13 protein-coding genes and 1 pseudogene are annotated in these 18,287 nt (G+C 71.4%); 9 read left to right on the forward strand and 5 right to left on the reverse strand.

Annotated elements, in window-relative coordinates:
* Nucleotides 1-279 precede the first annotated feature (279 nt).
* From OG798_RS46720 to OG798_RS46745, 6 genes are all read left to right on the forward strand, one after another.
* Nucleotides 280-759 carry a subtilase-type protease inhibitor gene (locus OG798_RS46720; RefSeq protein ID WP_067360107.1) on the forward strand — a complete coding sequence of 160 codons (480 nt, stop codon included), beginning with the start codon at nucleotides 280-282 and terminating at the stop codon, nucleotides 757-759.
* 377 nt (nucleotides 760-1,136) lie between these two features.
* Nucleotides 1,137-1,991, forward strand: coding sequence for an ABC transporter permease (locus OG798_RS46725; protein ID WP_060899241.1), 855 nt, complete (start codon nucleotides 1,137-1,139; stop codon nucleotides 1,989-1,991).
* Nucleotides 1,988-2,875: a carbohydrate ABC transporter permease gene (locus tag OG798_RS46730; protein ID WP_121413974.1), complete on the forward strand. Its 888-nt coding sequence runs from the start codon at nucleotides 1,988-1,990 to the stop codon at nucleotides 2,873-2,875. Before OG798_RS46725 ends, OG798_RS46730 begins: the two co-directional genes overlap by 4 nt.
* Nucleotides 2,876-2,904: 29 nt before the next feature.
* Nucleotides 2,905-4,554, forward strand: coding sequence for an extracellular solute-binding protein (locus tag OG798_RS46735; protein ID WP_121413973.1), 1,650 nt, complete (start codon nucleotides 2,905-2,907; stop codon nucleotides 4,552-4,554).
* A gap of 58 nt (nucleotides 4,555-4,612) precedes the next feature.
* Nucleotides 4,613-5,752: a LacI family DNA-binding transcriptional regulator gene (locus tag OG798_RS46740; RefSeq protein ID WP_095857542.1), complete on the forward strand. Its 1,140-nt coding sequence runs from the start codon at nucleotides 4,613-4,615 to the stop codon at nucleotides 5,750-5,752.
* A gap of 29 nt (nucleotides 5,753-5,781) precedes the next feature.
* The gene (locus OG798_RS46745; protein WP_257016357.1) at nucleotides 5,782-7,752 is read left to right on the forward strand and encodes a DUF2264 domain-containing protein; all 1,971 of its coding nucleotides are present in this window, start codon (nucleotides 5,782-5,784) and stop codon (nucleotides 7,750-7,752) included.
* 13 nt (nucleotides 7,753-7,765) lie between these two features.
* On the opposite strand, the pseudogene OG798_RS46750 reads toward OG798_RS46745, so the two are convergent.
* Nucleotides 7,766-8,068 (reverse strand): annotated as a pseudogene (locus tag OG798_RS46750) (STAS domain-containing protein); the annotation flags it as partial.
* A 143-nt stretch (nucleotides 8,069-8,211) separates the two neighbouring features.
* On the opposite strand from OG798_RS46750, the gene OG798_RS46755 reads away from it, so the two are divergent.
* Nucleotides 8,212-9,786: a bifunctional phosphatase PAP2/diacylglycerol kinase family protein gene (locus tag OG798_RS46755; protein WP_328759105.1), complete on the forward strand. Its 1,575-nt coding sequence runs from the start codon at nucleotides 8,212-8,214 to the stop codon at nucleotides 9,784-9,786.
* Nucleotides 9,787-9,797: 11 nt separating this feature from the next.
* Here OG798_RS46755 and OG798_RS46760 read toward each other — a convergent pair whose 3' ends face one another.
* The gene (locus OG798_RS46760) at nucleotides 9,798-11,297 is read right to left on the reverse strand and encodes an MFS transporter (RefSeq protein ID WP_095850894.1); all 1,500 of its coding nucleotides are present in this window, start codon (nucleotides 11,295-11,297) and stop codon (nucleotides 9,798-9,800) included.
* Between the two features lie 210 nt (nucleotides 11,298-11,507).
* Here OG798_RS46760 and OG798_RS46765 point away from each other — a divergent pair, with 210 nt between their 5' ends.
* Together OG798_RS46765 and OG798_RS46770 are read left to right on the forward strand one after the other, a co-directional pair.
* Nucleotides 11,508-11,861, forward strand: coding sequence for an ArsR/SmtB family transcription factor (locus tag OG798_RS46765; RefSeq protein ID WP_121413971.1), 354 nt, complete (start codon nucleotides 11,508-11,510; stop codon nucleotides 11,859-11,861).
* A gap of 5 nt (nucleotides 11,862-11,866) precedes the next feature.
* Complete coding sequence (locus OG798_RS46770) at nucleotides 11,867-12,403, forward strand: SRPBCC family protein (protein ID WP_097223696.1); 537 nt, start codon at nucleotides 11,867-11,869, stop codon at nucleotides 12,401-12,403.
* Between the two features lie 10 nt (nucleotides 12,404-12,413).
* Here OG798_RS46770 and OG798_RS46775 read toward each other — a convergent pair whose 3' ends face one another.
* From OG798_RS46775 to OG798_RS46785, 3 genes are read right to left on the reverse strand one after another with little or no spacing between them, the layout of a single operon-like run.
* Nucleotides 12,414-15,239 (reverse strand): NHLP bacteriocin export ABC transporter permease/ATPase subunit, encoded by a 2,826-nt coding sequence (locus tag OG798_RS46775; protein ID WP_121413970.1) that lies wholly within the window; start codon nucleotides 15,237-15,239, stop codon nucleotides 12,414-12,416.
* Nucleotide 15,240: 1 nt separating this feature from the next.
* Complete coding sequence (locus OG798_RS46780; RefSeq protein WP_095850890.1) at nucleotides 15,241-17,463, reverse strand: NHLP family bacteriocin export ABC transporter peptidase/permease/ATPase subunit; 2,223 nt, start codon at nucleotides 17,461-17,463, stop codon at nucleotides 15,241-15,243.
* A complete protein-coding gene (locus tag OG798_RS46785; protein ID WP_328759106.1) occupies nucleotides 17,460-18,269 on the reverse strand; it encodes an HlyD family efflux transporter periplasmic adaptor subunit in 810 nt (269 codons plus the stop codon). Before OG798_RS46785 ends, OG798_RS46780 begins: the two co-directional genes overlap by 4 nt.
* Nucleotides 18,270-18,287: the final 18 nt, after the last annotated feature.

Here is an 18,287-nt window from a genome sequence, read left to right on the forward strand (position 1 = left end):
AGCAAGGGGGTCCGCCGGAGGCTGAACCGGAATGTTTCAGGCCTATTGCAGAGCCGGGGGAATCCGGCCAGGAGGGTGCCCTTGGCGATCAACAACCGCTCAGTTCCGGGGCTTGAACGTTCGAATTTCGTAACTTCACGCCACTGATTAAATACTCAAGGTTACCGAAACGCATGGGGTCGATGTGTGTTTCCGGTCCGGACTCGGCAGACTCGCGCTCGCCGCACCGGCACCCAACCGAGCCGGTACTGCATTCAATCGAGCGGAAGGATGCACACAATGCCGAACACCGCGCGCTGGGCAGCGACTCTCACCCTCACGGCCGCTGCCGTCTGCGGCCCCTTCGGGGGGTCCGCCCTCGCCACCCCGGCCCACGCGACCCAGACGGTCACGAGTCAGGCCCACGCCACGCCGGCCCTCGCCCCCTCAGGGCTCTACGCCCCCTCGGCCCTGGTGCTCACCATGGGCCACGGAGAGACCGCCGCCACCGTCACCCCGGAGCGCGCAGTCACGCTGAACTGCGCCCCGACCCCCTCCGGCACCCACCCCGCCGCCTACGACGCCTGCGGCGAACTCCGGGCGGTGAACGGCGACTTGGACGCCCTGACCCTCAGAGACGGCGCACTGTGTACGCGGCAGTTCGATCCGGTGGTCGTCACCGTCGAGGGCGTCTGGCGCGGCAAGCGCGTCTCGTACGAACGGACCTTCGCCAACGAGTGCGTGAAGAACTCCTACGGGACGAGCTTCTTCACGTTCTGAGAGACCGGGATCGCGCGGCCTTCGTGAGCGTCGAGCGGGGTCAGTAGGTGGGGAGTGCGCGCCCCGAAGCACGGAGTACGACGCGATCTCGCATCGGGGGTCGGTCAGGCGGAGTGGGGCCGCCGGCCGGCCCCCGACATCTGTCTGCCCCGGCTCGGGGCCCTCAACTCGTAGTTGTGTCAGAAGTGTTGACCCCGCATTGGAAACGTTTTAATTTCCCCTCACCCGACAGTCCCAGGTGAGGAGGCTCCGTGGCCGCAGTGTTGCGGGATCGCGCAGGTACGGAGGCGGTGGACCCTTCTCCCCGCCCTCCGATCGAGGCCCGTCGCGGCTTGAAACGCTTTCAGAAACGTGGCAGCAGGGCGCTGTTCCTGCTGATGCTCCCCGGGCTCGCCTACTTCCTGGTGTTCCACTACGGCGCCCTGCTCGGCAACGTCATCGCGTTCAAGGACTACGTGCCGTTCGACGGCGTCTGGGGCAGCCGTTGGGTGGGCCTCGACAACTTCCGGCGCATGTTCGAGGACGGCGAGTTCTGGGACGCGGTCCTCAACACCCTCTGGATCGCGGTCCTGCAGATCGTCTTCTACTTCCCCGTCCCGCTCGCCCTCGCCCTGCTGCTGCACAGCCTCACCCGCAGCAGCATCCGCCGCTTCGTGCAGTCGGTGGCCTACCTGCCGCACTTCATCTCGTGGGTGATCGTCGTCGCCCTGTTCCAGCAGGTCCTGGGCGACACGGGCATGGTGAACAGCTATCTCGGCGACGCCGGCCTGCACACCGTGGACATCATCGGCAATCCCGACGCCTTCAAACCGCTCGTCGTCGCCCAGGTCATCTGGAAGGACGCAGGCTGGGGCACGATCATCTTCCTCGCCGCGCTCTCCCAGGTCGACGAGCAGCAGTACGAGGCCGCGGCCATCGACGGCGCGGGCCCCTGGCGCCGCTTCTGGCACGTCACCCTGCCCGCCATCCGCGCGGTGATCGTGCTGCTGCTCATCATGCGGCTCGGCGACATCCTCTCGGTCGGCTTCGAGCAGATGCTGCTCCAGCGGGATGCCGTCGGCCCGCAGGCCGCCGAGATCATCGACACCTTCGTCTACTACCAGGGCATCGTCGGCGGCGACTACGGATTCGCCGCCGCCGCAGGCCTGTTCAAGGGTGTCGTCGGCGCCCTGCTCGTCTACGCGGCCAACAAGGTCGCCCACCGCCTCGGCGAACAGGGGGTCTACCGGTGAGCACCCATGCCCGGCCCGGCTGGATGGAGAAGCCGAAGCCCGCGACCCAGGCCGCCAAGGCCGTCGCCCTCGCCGCCGTCGTCCTGCTGGTGTGCGTGCCGTTCCTCGTCATCCTCTCCACCTCGCTCGCCTCCCAGCGGGAGGTCGTCGCGAACGGCGGCTGGGTGCTCTGGCCCCAGCACCCCACCCTCAAGGCCTACCGCGACGTCCTCGACGGCGGCATCGTCACCCATGCCCTCGGCATCAGCGCGGGCGTCACCCTCGTCGGCACCCTGCTCAGCCTCGTCTGCACCGTCACCCTCGCCTACGCGCTGTCGCGCCCCGGCGTCTTCGGCGGCAGACCGGTTCTGCTCCTGATCCTGTTCACCTTCCTCTTCCCCCCGGGCATGATCCCCGGCTTCCTGCTGGTCAAGGAGCTGGGCATGCTCGACTCGTACAGCTCGCTGATCCTGCCCGTGCTCGTGAACGTGTTCAACCTCGTCGTCCTGCGCGGCTTCTTCCAGGCGATCCCGGAGGAGCTGTACGAGGCCGCGCGGCTGGACGGGGCGGGGGACTGGCGGGTGCTGTGGTCGGTCGTACTGCCCCTGTCGAAGGCGGCCCTCGCCGTCGTCGGACTGTTCTACGCGGTGGCGTACTGGAACTCCTGGTTCTACGCCTCCCTGTATCTGGAGAGCGACCACTGGCCGCTCCAACAGGTGCTGCGCACCTACGTGGTGGCCGGTTCCGGGCTCACCGACACGACGGTCGGCGAGGGCACGGTCAACGCGCCGCAGACCGTGCAGATGGCGGTCCTGGTGATCGCCACCGTACCGATCCTGCTCGTCTATCCCTTCCTCCAGAAGTACTTCACCAAGGGCGTGCTCACCGGCGCCGTCAAGAGCTGACTCCGTCCACCAGGAAAGGTCGGTTTCCCATGCCCTCCCTGTCCCGGCGCACCCTGCTGCGCTCGATGGCCGTCGGCGGCGCCGCGCTCGCCGCGCCCGGCGCACTGGCCGCCTGCTCGACCGGCTCGGGAGACGGCGACGTCTCCAACGCGGGCAAAAAGCTGGCCCCTTGGCCCGCGTACAAGGCGTTCGCCGGCCCGAAGCCCGACCTCGCGCCCACCGACGCCGGGGTCCAGGCGGGATACACGGCCTACCCCGGCGACCTGGTCACGGCCGTCTCGGGCACACCGGGCGACGGCTCCACCGTCAAGGTCATGTCCGTGACCTTCGGTACGCCGCCCAAGCCGGCCTCCGCGAACCAGTTCTGGGCGGCGGTCGAGAAGGCGCTCGGCGTGAAGATCGAATACACGATCATCTCTCAGACCGACTACCAGAAGAAGATGGCCACGGTGATGGCCGGTGACCCGGGCGAACTGCCCGACATCATCAACGTCTTCTCCGGCTTCGTGCTGCCCCGCGAGGCCCAGTTCGTGCAGCGCAGGGCGGAGGACCTCACCCCGTACCTGTCCGGCGAGGCGATCGCGGACTATCCCAACCTCGCCAACATCCCCACCCACGCCTGGCGCGACATGGGCCGCGTCGGCGGCCGGATCTACGGCATCCCCCTGGAACGCCCGCTGCCGGGCTCCACCCTCTGGCTCAACCAGGCCTTCTTCACCGACGCGGGGATGAAGGAGGGCTGGACCTCCCAGGACTTCGCCGCCGTCGCCAAGAAGGGAACCAGCGGAAAGAAGTACGCGCTCGGGGCCGCGACCGGCTCGCTGTTCGGCAACGCGGTGCACTCCGCCGCGCACAATGCGCCACAGGGCTGGGCCGTGGACAAGGACGGCACCTTCCACGCGAACTACGGCGACGAACGCTACAAGGCGGCGGTCGCCTATCAGGCACAGCTCCGCAAGAACGGCTCCTACCACCCCGACGCCACCTCCCTCTCCCAGCCGGACCTGAGCACGCTCTTCCTCAACGGCACCGTCGGCTCCATGCAGGACGGATTCGGCGGGTACCTCCCCAAGTACCTCGACTCCAAGGGCCTGTTGACCCCCGCCGCCGCGCTGCCGTACAGCGTGGACGGGACACCCGGCGGCATCGTCGCCGGCCGCCGCTCCTTCGGCTACACCGTCCTGAAGAAGGCGAAGAAGGAACGCGTCGAACTTCTCCTGCGCGTCCTGAACTACCTCGCAGCGCCCTTCGGCAGCAAGGAGTGGGAACTCGTCCACTACGGCGTCGAGGGCACCCACTTCACCCGCGGCACGGACGGCTCGCCCGAGGCCACCAAGCTCGGCGACGTCGAGAACAACACCAACCTGCCGCTGAAGTACCTCGCCGAGGGGCCCCAGGTGCTGTTCGTGCCGGGCATGCCCGAGGCCGTACGCGCCCTGCACGCCTGGCAGGTGAAGGTGGTCCCGGTGGCGATCCGCAACGCCTCCTTCGGGTTGCAGTCCAGCACGTACACCGCCCAGGGCACCACGCTCAGGGCGCTGATGGACGACACCGTCACCGGCGTCATCGCGGGCCGCCTGCCGCTGTCCGAGCTCGACGCGGCCGCGAGGAAATGGCGCGATCGCGGCGGCGACAGAATGGCCGAGGAGTTCGCGAAGGACTACGCCGCCAACACCTGAGGCGGCGGAGCCGGTCGAAGGAGAGGCGCGGGGGATGGGCATGGGGATGGGGAACGACATGACGTCGAAGGGGCGGGTCACGATCCGCGAGGTGGCCGAGCGGGCCGGAGTGTCCATGGCCACGGTCTCGCGCGTGCTCAGCGGCAACCACCCGGTGCCCGCGTCCACCAGGGCCCGGGTGCTGCGCGCCGCCCGTGACCTCGACTACGTCGCCAACGCGCACGCCCGCGCCCTGGTCGGCGGCGGCCGCAAGATGGTCGCCGTCGTCCTGCGCCAGGTCACCAGCCCCTTCTACGCCCAGGTCGCCGAGGGCGTGGAGGCGGAGGCCGCCGCCCGCGGCTGGCTCTGCCTGGTCGGCACCACGGGCGGTGACCCGGCGCGCGAGCTGGAGTTCGTCCAGCTGATGCGCGAGGAGGGGGCGGGGCTGGTGATCCTGGTCGGCGGGGTCGTCGAGGACGACGCCTACCGCGAGCGCGTCGCGCACTACGCCCAGGCCCTCGCCTCGTCCGGCGCGCGGCTCGTCCTGTGCGGGAGGCCCGCACCGGATCCCGACATCCCGGCGCTCGTCGTCGAGTTCGACAACGAGGCCGGGGCACGCGCGATCACCGGCCATCTGCTCTCGGCCGGCCACCGCAGGATCGTCTTCCTCGGCGGCCTGCCCGGCAACACGGCCCTCGACGCCCGCGTCGCCGGATACCGGGCCGCACTCGCCGAACACGGCCTGGGCCCCGAGGCCGCCCACGTCGTCGACTGCGGCCTGGGCCGGGCGGCGGGCCACCGCGCGATGACGGAACTGCTCAAGGAGGGCGGGGACCTGGGCCCCGGTGACACCGCCACACCGGACGGCGACACCCTCGACACCGCCACCCCGGGTACCGCCACCCCGGACGCCGGCCCCGCGCGCTTCACCGCGGTCTTCGCCGGGGACGACATGGTCGCCGCCGGAGCCCTGCGGGCCATCGCCGACGCCGGGCTGCGCGTGCCCCAGGACATCTCGGTGGTCGGCTACAACGACATCCCGCTCGCCGAGGACTTCAACCCCCCGCTCACCACCGTCCGCACCCCCGCCGAGGAACTCGGCCGCGCCGCCGTCCGCATCGCCCTGCGCGACCCCGAACACGCGGCGGGCGCCCACCACTTGCTCGGCACCCACATCGTCGTGCGCGACAGCGTCCAGCCGCCCCCGCCGGGGGCCTAGGCCCTCGAAGACGGAGGATCCACCCCCGTATGACCGTCCCGCATGTGCCGCTCACCGCCCCGACACACCTGCCGCCCCCCGACCCCACCACCTCACCGGTCACCGGCTGGACCCGGGCCCACTGGGAGGCGACCGCCGACCGCCTCCTGGACGGTCTGCTCCCGCACGCCTCACCCACCTCGGCCCAGTACCGGCTCCCCGGCCGGGCCAGTCACTCCGGCCCCTGGTCCGACGGCCTGGAGGGCTACGCACGTTCCTTCCTGCTCGCCGCCTTCCGTATCGCGGGCTCCGGCGGCCGGGTGGGGCCCGCGCTGATCGAGCGCTACGCGGCCGGGCTCACCGCCGGGACGGACCCGCACGGCCCGGACCGGTGGCCGCCCATCACCGACCGGGGCCAGCCCATGGTCGAGGCCGCGTCCGTCGCGATCGCCCTGCACGAGACGCGCCCCTGGATCTGGGACCGCCTCGACGACTCCGTACGCGGCCGTGTCGTCGACTGGCTGAGCGGATTCATCGGCGCGCGGGTCAACGACTCCAACTGGCGGCTCTTCCAGGTCATCACGGAGGAGTTCCTCGCCTCGGTCGGCGCCCCGCACAGCCGGGACGAGATCGACGCCGGGCTGGCGCGGCTGGGGGACTGGTATCGGGGGGAGGGCTGGTACACGGACGGCGACGGCCGCAAGTTCGACTACTACAACGCCTGGGCCCTGCACCTGTACCCGGTGCTGTGGGCGCGCGTCGCCGGATCGCGGGCCGACCCGGAGCTGGTGGCCGAGCACCGCGCCCGACTACGCGAATTCCTCGGCGTCCATCAGTACTTCTTCGGCGCGGACGGCGCCCCCGTGCACCAGGGCCGCTCCCTCACCTACCGGTTCGCGACCACCGCCCCCCTGTGGGCGGGCGTCCTCGCCGACGCGACCCCGCTGGCACCGGGCGTGACCCGACGCCTCGCCTCCGGAGCCCTGAGGCACTTCGCCGAACGCGGTGTGCCCGACGAGCAGGGGCTGCTGTCGCTCGGCTGGTACCGCCCCTTTCTCCCGGTCACCCAGCGCTACTCGGGACCCGCCTCCCCGTACTGGGCGAGCAAGGCGTTCCTCGGCCTGCTGCTCCCCGCCGACCACCCCGTGTGGACGGCCCCCGAGGAGCCCGGCCCGGTGGACACGGCCGACTCGTGCGTGGCGCTGCCGGTCCCGGGCTGGCTCCTGCACTCGACAGCCGCCGACGGCGTCGTACGCCTGGTGAACCACGGCAGCGACCGCCTGCCGCCCCCGCCCGCACCGGACGAGGACAGCCCGCACTACACGAGGTTCGCGTACGCCAGCGCGGCGGCGCCCGACACCGAGGGGATCGGGATCGGCACCGGGGGCGCCGGGATCGACAACCACCTCGCGCTGGTCGCGGCGGACGGCACGCGGTCCCGGCGCGGCCGGATCCATCCGCTGGGCGCGGCCGGGCGCCGCGCCGCCTCCTGGCACACGGCACGTCTGGCGGGCGCCGAGCACCGCATCGAGACGACCAGCGTGGTGCACGGTCCGTGGGAGGTCCGGGTGCACCGGGTGGCGGGGCCGCGCGGCGCGGTCGTACGCGAAGGGGGGTGGGCGCTGGCCGACGACGCCGGGCCGCCGGCGGAGGGCACGGGGCCGCGATGGGCGCGGGCGCGACGCCCGGACGGGCTGACGAGCGCGGTCGTCGGGCTGCTCGGCTGGGACGCGTCGGGGGACGGCCTGGTCGCGCGGGCGAGGGACGCCAACGCCTATGGGGTCCATTCGGCCACTCCCCATCTCGCGCTGCCCGTTCACCCCGGCGGGGTCCATCTCCTCGTCACCCTGGTGGTCCTCGGCCGCGATCCCGAACTCGCCGGTGCGAGCGCCCGGGTCACGACCGGGGGCGGGGTTCTGATCCGCTTTCCGGACGGGACGGAGGAGGAACTGCCCGGCGGCCCTGCGGGTGCGTCGATACCGGTGGTTCCGGGAGGTCGGCCAGCGGCGGAAAGCGGCTGAGCAGGCGCGCGGCGCGCAGGAGGCGGTGGACGCGGGGCCCGTCGGAGACGACGCGGAGCCGCCCGCCGCGCTCCCGCGCCCTCGTGTCGGCGCGGCACAGTACGCGCAAACCCGAGCAGTCGAAGAAGGCCACCCGGCGCAGATCGACCAGCACGTCCGGCTCGGCCCGGGCCGTCGCCGCCGACAGATGCACGGCCAGCGCCTCCGCCGTCGCGATGTCGATCTCTCCCGTCACCTCGACCACGGTGAACGGACCGCGCGGATAACTGTGGGCGTAGGGGTTGGTCGAGGGAAGCCCGGAATCTGCGAGGGTCATGTGGTCTCGCTAGCTACCCCGGCCTGGCCGGAAACATCCTCAGGTCGCCACGGACACTCCCCCATTCACTCGAACGGGTGAATATTGGGGATGGTGTATTGACTGGGGATGCCGAGGCGGGCCGGGTGCCGTAGCCGTGGGGCATGAGCGTTCTCGGCGAGTGGGACCGACGGCTGTTCACGCGGGTGGCCGCGGCACGGGTGCCCGGCGCGGATCCGGCGCTGCGACGGCTCAGCCGTTCCGCCGATCACGGACGGCTGTGGCTCGGCACGGCGGCCGGCCTCGCGCTCGTCGGGGGCCGGGTACCCCGCCGGGCGGCCCTGCGGGGCGCGGGCTCGCTCGCGATCGCCTCGCTGACCGTCAACACCGTCGTGAAGTGGAGCACCCGGCGGCCCCGTCCGCTGCTGGAGCACGTGCCGTCGATCCGGCACCTGAAGCGTCAGCCGCACACCACCTCCTTCCCCTCCGGCCACTCCGCCTCGGCCGCGGCGTTCGCCACCGGAGTCGCCCTGGAGTCGGCCGGATACGGTGCCCTGGTCGCGCCCTTCGCTGCCGCCGTCGCCTTCTCGCGGGTGTACGTCGGGGTGCACTACCCCGGAGACGTGCTGGCCGGGATGGCGATCGGCGTCGCGGCCGCCGCGCTCACCTGCCGCTGGTGGCCGCCGCGCCCCGCGCTCCCGGCGCGCGAACGGCCCTCGGTGCCCGCGCCCACGCTGCCCGGCGGCGAAGGACTCGTCGTCTTCGTCAACACACCGGCCGGGACGGGCGGGCCCGGCACCCCGTTGCCGCCCGTCGAGCGGCTGCGCCAACTGCTGCCGCGGGCCGAGCTGGTCGAGCGCGGCCCGGACGACGACTTCGCCGCGCTGCTTCAGCGGGCGGTGGACCGGGCGGTCGAGCGGGCCGGGGCGGCGGGCGGTGTGCTCGGTGTGTGCGGGGGCGACGGCAGTGTCAACGCGGCGGCCCGCGCGGCGGTCGGGCGGGGGCTCGCACTCGCGGTGTTCCCCGGCGGCACCCTCAACCACTTCGCCCAGGACGTCGGCGTACAGGATGTCGAGGACACCGCCGTCGCGGTCCGGCGGGGCGAGGCGGTTGCCGTGGACCTCGGCGTGGCGCGGTCGGGGACGGATGGAGAGGTGCAATTCCTCAACACCTTCAGCATCGGGCTGTACCCCGAACTCGTCCGGATGCGGGAGCACTTGGAGCGGCGCATGGGCAAGTGGCCGGCGGCGGCCGTCGCCCTCGTCCGGGTGCTGCGCACCGCGACGCCCGTGGAACTGAGCGTCAACGGACACCACCGCCGTCTGTGGCTGCTCTTCGCGGGCAACGGCCGCTACGAACCCCAGGGCTTCGCTCCCGGCTACCGGCCCCGCCTGGACGACGGGCTGATCGACCTGCGCCTGATCGACGGCGCACACCGGCTCGCCCGCACCCGGGTGATCGTCTCCGCGCTCGCCGGCACGCTCGGCCGGTCCCGGGTCTATGGAGCGGAGGTGGTTCCGTGGGTCGAGCTGGCGGAGCTCGGTGGTACGGACACACTCGCGTACGACGGTGAAGTCGCGCCCGCGCCGCCCGGGTTGAGGCTGGAGAAGGCGCGACGCACGCTCGTCGTGTACCGGCCCTCCGTACAGCGGAACGAACCCGCCCGGCATCCCCGGCGCCGCGGACGTGAGAGGGGCCGCCGTCTCCCTGCAGACGGCGGCCCCTCGGCCTGTGGGTGATCACACGGGACCTACATGTGGACGGCCCGCACGGCGTCCGGGTCCGCGTCCAGGGTTCCGCGGCGGTAGAGCAGGAAGGCGATCACCGCGCCCGCGGCGAAGAAGCCCGCCGACCACCAGAAGGCGGTGGTGTAGCTCTCGATCGTCGCCTGCGCCTGGACCAGCTTGCTGGTCGCGTCCTTGCCGGCGAGGTAGCTCGTGGCGGCGCTCGCGGCCAGCGTGTTCAGCAGCGCCGTACCGATCGAACCGCCCACCTGCTGCATGGTGTTGACCGTCGCGGAGGCGACACCCGCGTCCTCCGCCGCGATCCCGCTGGTGGCCAGCGACATGGCGGGCGGCATCACGATGCCGAGGCCCGCGCCGATCAGCAGCAGCGGCGGCAGCACGGCGGTCGAGAAGTCGGAGGCGACTCCGATGCCGGTCAGCCAGGCCATGCCGCCCACCGCGATCGCGAAGCCCGCGGGGATGACGACCTTCGGTCCGATCCGCGGCACCAGGATGGTGGTGGAGACCTGGGCCATGACCATCAGGGCCGCCATCATCGGCAGGAACGCCACACCTGTCTTGGTGGGGCTGAAGCCCAGGTTCAGCTGCAGGTAGTAGGTGAGGAAGAGGAAGACGCCGAACATGCCCGCACCGGTGATCAGAACGGTGACGAAGGACGCGGCACGGTTGCGGTCGAGCAGCACGCGCATCGGCAGCAGCGGGTGCTCGGCGCGCGTCTGCCACCAGGCGAACGCGCTCAGCAGGACACCACCGGCGGCCAGGAAGCCCCAGGTCTGGGGCGAACTCCAGTCGTGCGTCTCGGCGTTGGAGAAGCCGTAGACGAGGGCGAAGAGGCCGGAGGAGACCAGCAGCGTGCCCGGCAGGTCCAGCTTGGAGTTGGCGGCGTCACGGTGATTGCTCAGCAGCACCCAGCCACCGGCGAAGGCGACGACCGCGAAGACGAGGTTCACGAACAGCGTCCAGCGCCAGTCGAGCGCGTCGGTCAGCACACCGCCGAGCAGGAGGCCCACCGCGCCACCGGCACCGGCGATCGCCCCGTAGACGCTGAACGCCTTGGCGCGTTCCTTGGCGTCGGTGAACGTCGTGTTCAGCAGTGAGAGCGCGGCGGGCGCGAGCAGCGCGCCGAAGACACCCTGCAGGGCGCGCGCGGTGACCAGCATCCCGAAGCTGGTGGAGGCGCCGCCGAGCACCGAGGCTCCGGCGAATCCGGCGATACCGATGAGGAAGGCGGGCTTGCGTCCGAAGAGGTCGGCGATGCGTCCGCCGAGCAGCAGCAGGGAGGCGAAGGCCAGCGAGTAGGCCGTGACGATCCACTGCCGATTGCCGTCGGAGAAGCCGAGGTCGGCCTGGGCGGAGGGGAGGGCGATGTTCACGATGGTGGCGTCGAGGACCACCATCAGCTGTGCGATGCCGATGATCGAGAGGATCCACCATCGCTTCGACGATGGAGTGGACGAACCGTCCACGGTGCCCTTGCGGGCACCTTCGGTCAGGGTCTGGGACATGGGAGAACCACTCCAGGGAAGTCGCTCAGGGATTACGGGAACATAAACGAAACTGTTTCGTACACCTCGACACTAGAACACCCCCAGCGAAACGGCAACGTTTCGCTGGGGGTGGCGAGTGAGGTGGCCGTCACAGTGGCGGCCGGAGCCCGGTCGGCGCTGGACGCGTATGCCTTGACGGGAATATAACCGCCGAGGCATATTGAGGCCATGTCCGACGCCACCCTCTGGACCGCTCTCGCCGACCCCCACCGTCGTGCGATCGTCGCGCTGCTCCTTGAGCGCCCGCGGCCGGTCGGAGAGATCGTGGAGGCGTGCGGTCTGAGTCAGCCGAGCACGTCGAAGCATCTGCGGGTGCTCCGGGACGCGGGCCTGGTGCGCGTACGACAGGACGCGCAACGCCGTGTCTACACCCTCGACCCGGCCCCGATCGCCGCACTCGACGCCTGGCTGACCCCGTACCGGACGCTGTGGAACGAGGGCCTGGACGCCCTCGGCCGCCGCCTGGACAGGACGGCGGGGGAGCCGTCGGACCCCCCGGAAGACCCCACCCCTAAGGACTGAGCCACATGTCCGCCGAACCCACCGCGCTCACCGGCACCTACCTCACCCTCGACGACGGCCGCCCCGCCGTCCGCTTCAGCCGCACCTACGACCACCCCGTCGACCGCGTCTGGCGGTTCGTGACCGACCCGGACGAACTGGCCGCGTGGTTCCCGTCCCGGGCCGAGATCGAACTGCGCCCCGGCGGCACGATCAGGTTCAGCGGCGACCCGAACATGCCCGAGTCCACAGGCCGGGTCCTCGCCGTCGACCCGCCCCGGCACCTCTCCTTCGACTGGGGCGGCGACGAGCTCCGCTTCGACCTCGACGCCCTGGACGAGAAGCGCACCCACTTCACCCTCACCCACGTCCTCGCGGCCGAGAACACCGCCGCCCGCAACGGCGCCGGCTGGGAGGTGTGCCTCGCCGCCTTGGACGCGAAGGCCCGCGGCGAGCGCCTCGAGGGCCCGCACGCCGGGGCCACTGCGCCCTGGAAGGAGATCTACGCCCGTTACGTCGAGGCCGGGGTCCCGTCCGGCGCCCCGGTACCGGGCATGGACTGACGGCGCCGACTCAGGCCAGCTGTCGTCGCACCAGCTCGTGCAGCCGCCCGCCCGTGTCCGCGAGCAGATGCGCGGGTGGGCCCTGCTGGGCGACCCGGCCGTCCTCCATCACGATGACACGGTCCGCGTCCAGCACCGTGGACAGCCGGTGCGCGATCACGATCCGGGTGGCGTTGAGCGCCCGGGTGCTCTCGATGACCGTGCGCTGGGTCTCGTTGTCGAGCGCGCTGGTCGCCTCGTCGAAGAAGAGGATGCGCGGCCGGCGGATCAGCGCCTGGGCGATCATCAGGCGCTGCCGCTGGCCGCCGGAGATCGCCCCGCTGCCGGAGACGATGGTGTGCAGCCCCATCGGCATCCGCCTGATGTCCTCGGCCAGGCCGGCCATCTCGGCCGCCGCCATCGCCTCCTCGGGCGTGTACGGCTCGGTGCCGCAGATGCAGTCCAGGATCGAGCCGGTGAACGGCTGGGCGTGCTGGAGCACCACACCGCACTGACGGCGTACGGCGGACTGGTCGAGCGCCCCCAGATCCTGTCCGTCGTAGAGCACACTGCCCGAGACCGGCTTGTCGAAGCCGATCAGCAGCCGCAGCAGCGTGGACTTTCCGCAGCCGCTGGGGCCGACGATCGCCACGAACTCGCCGGGCTTGATGTCGAACGACACGTCGTCCAGGACCAGCGGGCCGTCGTCGGCGTACCGGAAGGACAGCCGCCGGGCTTCGATGGCACCGGACAGCACCCCGGGGCGGGTGCTCGCCACCCGCACCTCCGGCGTGGCGTCGAGCACCGGCTTGATCTCCTCGAACATCGGCAGCGCGGCCGCCGCCGACACGAACGCGCCCGTCACCTGGGTGACCGAGGTCAGCAGCATCGTCATCGACGTGCTGAAGGTCAGGAAGTCGGCGGCCGACAGCGAGCCGCGCGCCGGACCCGCGAGCAGCATGAACATCAGCAGCGAGCACAGCGGCAGGTACACCGCGCCCATCACCGTCGTGAGGTTCTTGATGCGGCCGACCTTCTGCTGGAGCTCACGGCTGCGCGCGAACTCGCCCGCCCAGGCGGCGTACGCGTAGTTCTCGGCCGCCGCGACCCGCAGCTTGGGCAGGCCGCGCAGGGTCTGGAACGCCTGGTTGTTCAGCTTGTTGCTGAGCACGACCAGGCGGCGTTGCCAGCGCACCTGCCACAGTCCGAGCCCGAGGAACGCGGCCGCGATGACGACGAGCATGCCGATCGCGGCGAGCGCCATGGGCACGCTGTACCAAAGGAGCAGCCCCAGGTTCATCGCGCCGACCGTGCCCGCCTGTGCGAGCGTCGGTCCGACGCCCGCGAGGAGGCGGCGGATCGCGCTGATACCCATGGCGGCGCTGGCCAGCTCACCGGTCGAGCGGGACGTGAAGAACTTCGTCGGCAGCCTCAGCAGCCGGTCCCACACGGCCGGTTGGAGCGTCGCCTCGATCCGCCCCTCCATCCGCAGCATCGTGAGGTTCTGGAGCAGCATGAACGCGGCCGACACGATGCTGGTGACCATGATGGCCAGACAGACCTGCACGATCAGGCCGTGCTGGGCCTTGGGCACGTACTCGCCGAGCACCTGGCCGGTGGCGATCGGCACCAGCGCGCCGATCGCGACGGTGACGAGACCGCTGATCGCGAGGTTGCGCAGGTCGCCGCCGGTGCCCTGGAGGCAGAAACGCAGCAGCCGCAGCGGGCTCAGCTTCCGCTCGGGCAGCGGACGGTAGAACATCACGGCCCGCGCCTCGAACTCCGGCGCGTTGGCCTTCTCGATGGGGGTCTCCCGCCCCGAAGACGGCTGTACGGCCACGTATCCGCCGCGCCGCCACAACAGCGCGACCGGCGAGCCCGACACGGCACGGTGGCCCACCAGCGGGCCGATGTTGTCGCGCCACCAGCGCCCGTCGAGGCGTACGGCACGGGTGCGGACGCGCGAGGCGAGCGCGATCCGTTCCACCGGATCGAGCCGGTCGCTCTCCGTGCCGCTCTGCGCGGACTCGGCGAGAGTGATCCCGGACGCGCGGGCGACCAGCTTGCAGGCCGCGTACGTGGCGTCCGCGTCGGCCGCCGTCGGGCGCTTGGACGACTTGCCGATCGACGCCAGCAGGGTGCGGTCGGCCTGGGCGCGGACGGCCTCGCCCGCCTTGATGCCCGCCGCCGTACGGTCCTCGTGGCTGGCCTCCAACTGCTCGATCCAGCGGTCGAGCGTGGACAGCAGTCGATACTGCTGGTCGACCATGCCCTGCCAGACACCGGAGTCCATCAGCAGATCGGCCGCCGCCTCGGCGCCGTACAGGGAGCCGTACTGGACACTCCCGGGCGGCACCTGCATCCAGAAGACGTCGTCATCGGTCAGCGCGGCGGCGTTCTCCGTGGCCATCGGCGCCTGGAAGAGAATGGACAGGCTGCGGCCGACGCCGAGGGCGAGGGCGTACTCCAGCGGGCTCGACGTCGGCGGTACGTACTGGGGGTTGCCGTAGTCGTCGTAGGACCAGGTCTGGGTGTCCACCTGCTGGTACAGCTCGCGCAGCACGATCCGGCGCACCACGCAGTCCCGCAACGGCCGCCCCACGAGGGTGTGTTGCGGGCCGGCGACGGGGCCGAGCAGCAGGGAGCCCGCTTCGAGGCGGCCGAGGTGGTGCCAGTGGCCCTGCTGGACGGCGTCGACCGCGAACAGGTCCATGGCGCCCGCCGCCACCAGCCAGAGGACCTGCGGGCCTTCCAGATCGAGGCGGCCGAGGCCGGAGCAGTCGACCGGCGTTCCCATGCCGCCGAGCGCGCCGAGGACGAGGTCTCCCTCGCGTGCGCCCTCGTGAACCGTGGTCATCTCATCGCTCCTTGACCAGCTCGGCGTACGGACCGCCGGCCGCGACCAGGGCGTCGTGCCGCCCGCGTTCCACGATCGTGCCGTGCTGCAGCACGACGATCTCGTCGCTGTCGCGCACGGTGCTGAGCCGGTGCGCGATCACCACACAGGCACAGCCGCGCTTGCGCAGGTTGTCGATGACCGTCTGCTCGGTCTCGGCGTCCAGCGCGCTGGTCACCTCGTCGAGCACCAGGATGCTCGGCCGGCGCACCAACGCCCGTGCGATCTCCAGGCGTTGGCGCTGGCCACCGGAGAAGTTGCGGCCGTCCTGCTCGACCCGGCTGTGGATGCCACCGGGGCGGCGCGTGACCACGTCGTACAGCGCCGCGTCCTCCAACGCCGCGACCACGGCCTCGTCGGGAATGGACGGATCCCACAGGGCCACGTTGTCGCGGACCGTCCCCTCGAAGAGGAACACGTCCTGGTCGACGAAGGAGACCGAGGCGGCGAGCGCGCCGCGCGGGATGTCCTCCAGTCGCTGTCCGTCGATGCGGATCGTGCCCTCCCACGGGGAGTACAGGCCCGATATGAGCCTGGAGACCGTGGACTTGCCGCTGCCCGAGCCGCCGACCAGGGCCACCTGCTGGCCCGGGCCGACCGTCAGGGAGAAGCCGGTGAGCAGGGGTTTGTCGAGCGGGCTGTAGCCGAACGTGATGTTCTCCAGCTCGACATGACCCTGGAGCCTGCGGGTGGACTCGCCGCTGCCGGAGCGGGCGTAGAGCGGGTCGGTCTGGAAGTTCTCGACGTCCTTGAGCCGGGCCACGTCGGCGGCGAAGTCCTGGATGCGGCCCGCGACGCCGTTGAGCCGGGTGAGGGGCGCGGTGAAGCGGGTGACCAGGGCCTGGAAGGCGACGAGCAGGCCGACGGAGATGTGCCCCTCGACCGCCCGCAGCCCGCCGATCCACAGGATCAGCGCGGAGTTGAGCGTCGCGAGCGTCGGTGCGACCACACCCAGCCAGGCGCTCGGCACCCCGAGGCGCTGCTGCTCCTCCAGGGTGGTCGCGTGCTGGCCCGCCCACTTGCGGAAGTAGCCGTCCTCCCCGCCGGTCGCCTTCATCGTTTCGATCAACTGGAGGCCGGTGTACGCGGTGTTGGTGAGGCGCGCGTTGTCGGCGCGCAGCTTCGCCGTACGGGTCGCGCGCAGCCGGATCACCACGCGCATCGCGATCACGTTGAGCAGCGCGACGCCGATGCCCACGGCCGTGAGCTGCGGGTCGTAGGTGTAGAGGAGCACCGCGTACAGGACGACCACGATCGCGTCCACGCCGGCCGCCGCGAGGTCGCGGGCCAGGGTCTCGGCCACCGCGTCGTTCGACTGGAGCCGCTGCACCAGGTCGGCCGGGCTGCGCTGGGAGAAGAACGTGACGGGCAGCCGCAGCAGATGGCGCAGGAAGCGGGCGCTGGAGAGGGTGGAGGAGATGATCCGGCCGTGCAGCAGGTTCGCCTGCTGGAGCCAGGTCAGCACGACGGTCAGCGCCACACAGGCGCCCATCGACGTGAACAGCACGCCCAGCAGCGAGGTCCGGCCGCCGATCAGATACGTGTCGATGTACGTCCGGCTCAACGCGGGGACCGCCGCGCCGACCGCGACCAGCAGCAGGCTCGCCAGCACGGCCGCGGGCATCGTGCCCGAGGTGCCGCGCAGCCGGGCCGGCATGGCACCCAGGACGCCCGGCTTGCGGCCGCCCTTGTGGAAGTCGGGCCCCGGCTCCATGACCAGCACCACACCCGTGAAGCTGGTGTCGAAGTCCTCCATGGGCACGAAACGGCGGCCCTTGCCGGGGTCGTTGATGTGCACGCCGCGCCGTCCGAAGCGGCGGCCCATGCCGTCGTAGACGACGTAGTGGTTGAACTCCCAGAACAGGATCGCGGGCGCCTTCACCTCGGCGAGCGCGGCCGTGTCCATCTGCATGCCCTTGGCCGTGAGGCCGTAACTGCGCGCCGCCTTGAGCAGGTTGCTGGCGCGCGAGCCGTCCCGGGAGACACCGCACGCGATGCGCAGCTCTTCGAGGGGGATGTGGCGGCCGTAGTGGCCGAGCACCATGGCGAGGGAGGCGGCGCCGCACTCCACGGCCTCCATCTGGAGGACGGTGGGGGTGCGGACCGTCTTCCCCTTCGCCTTGGGGACCGTGCGCTTGGGCGGGGCGGTGCGGCGTCTGCTCCGGGTGTCTGGTGCGGTGGTCACGGCAGGAGCCAATCGACGGGGCGCTGATCGGCCAGGCGGATCGAACCCGTGGCCAGGGTCATGGAGGTGAGTGCGAACGGCGGCCCGTCGGCCGAGGACCACTTCAGGCCGCTCTTCGTCGCGGTGGAGCGGTCGAGGCGGACCAGGACGGCCACCGGCCTGCCCTTCTTGGTGAACTGTTCGCCGAGTTGGCTGTCACCGAGGAAGGAGGAGATCTGCTGGGGGGTCTGCACGCTCCGGCCGACCGCCTTCACATGGCCGCGCAGTACCCCGTACTGCTGGGTCGGCACCGACTGCACGGTGAGGTCGACCGCGGCGTTCGCGGGGATGGTGGCCGCGCTCTCGGCGGGGACGTACACCGTCGCGTAGAGCGGGTCGTCGGCGTGGGCGACCTTCTCCACGGCGGCGACGTTCGCGCCGGTCGAGATGATCGCGCCGATGGTGGCGGCGAGCGCGGTGACGCGTCCCGCGGCGACCGTGCGGACGACGGTCGTACCGCCCTGGGCCGTACGGACCTTGAGCACCGGCGCGTTCGCGGGCAGCCGTTCGCCCTCCTGGGCGACGACCTCGGTGACCTGCCCCGCGACGGGGCTCTGCAGGATGTAACTGCCCTCGCCGTGGGTGAGGACGGCGGGCGCGCTCACGGTGGACGCCACCGTGCCCGTCACGGCCCAGACGGACGCCGCCGCCATGACGACCACCGTCACGGACAGGGCGAGCCAGCCCTGGGGGCGGGCGAAGCGCACCGGAAGGTCGAGCTCTTCGGGCGACTGCAGCTTGGCGAGGGCCTGTTGGCGGAACTGCACGGGACTTCCCTCACCTGT

Origin of the sequence: Streptomyces sp. NBC_00271, from assembly GCF_036178845.1 — a bacterium.
Classification (GTDB): Bacteria; Actinomycetota; Actinomycetes; order Streptomycetales; family Streptomycetaceae; genus Streptomyces.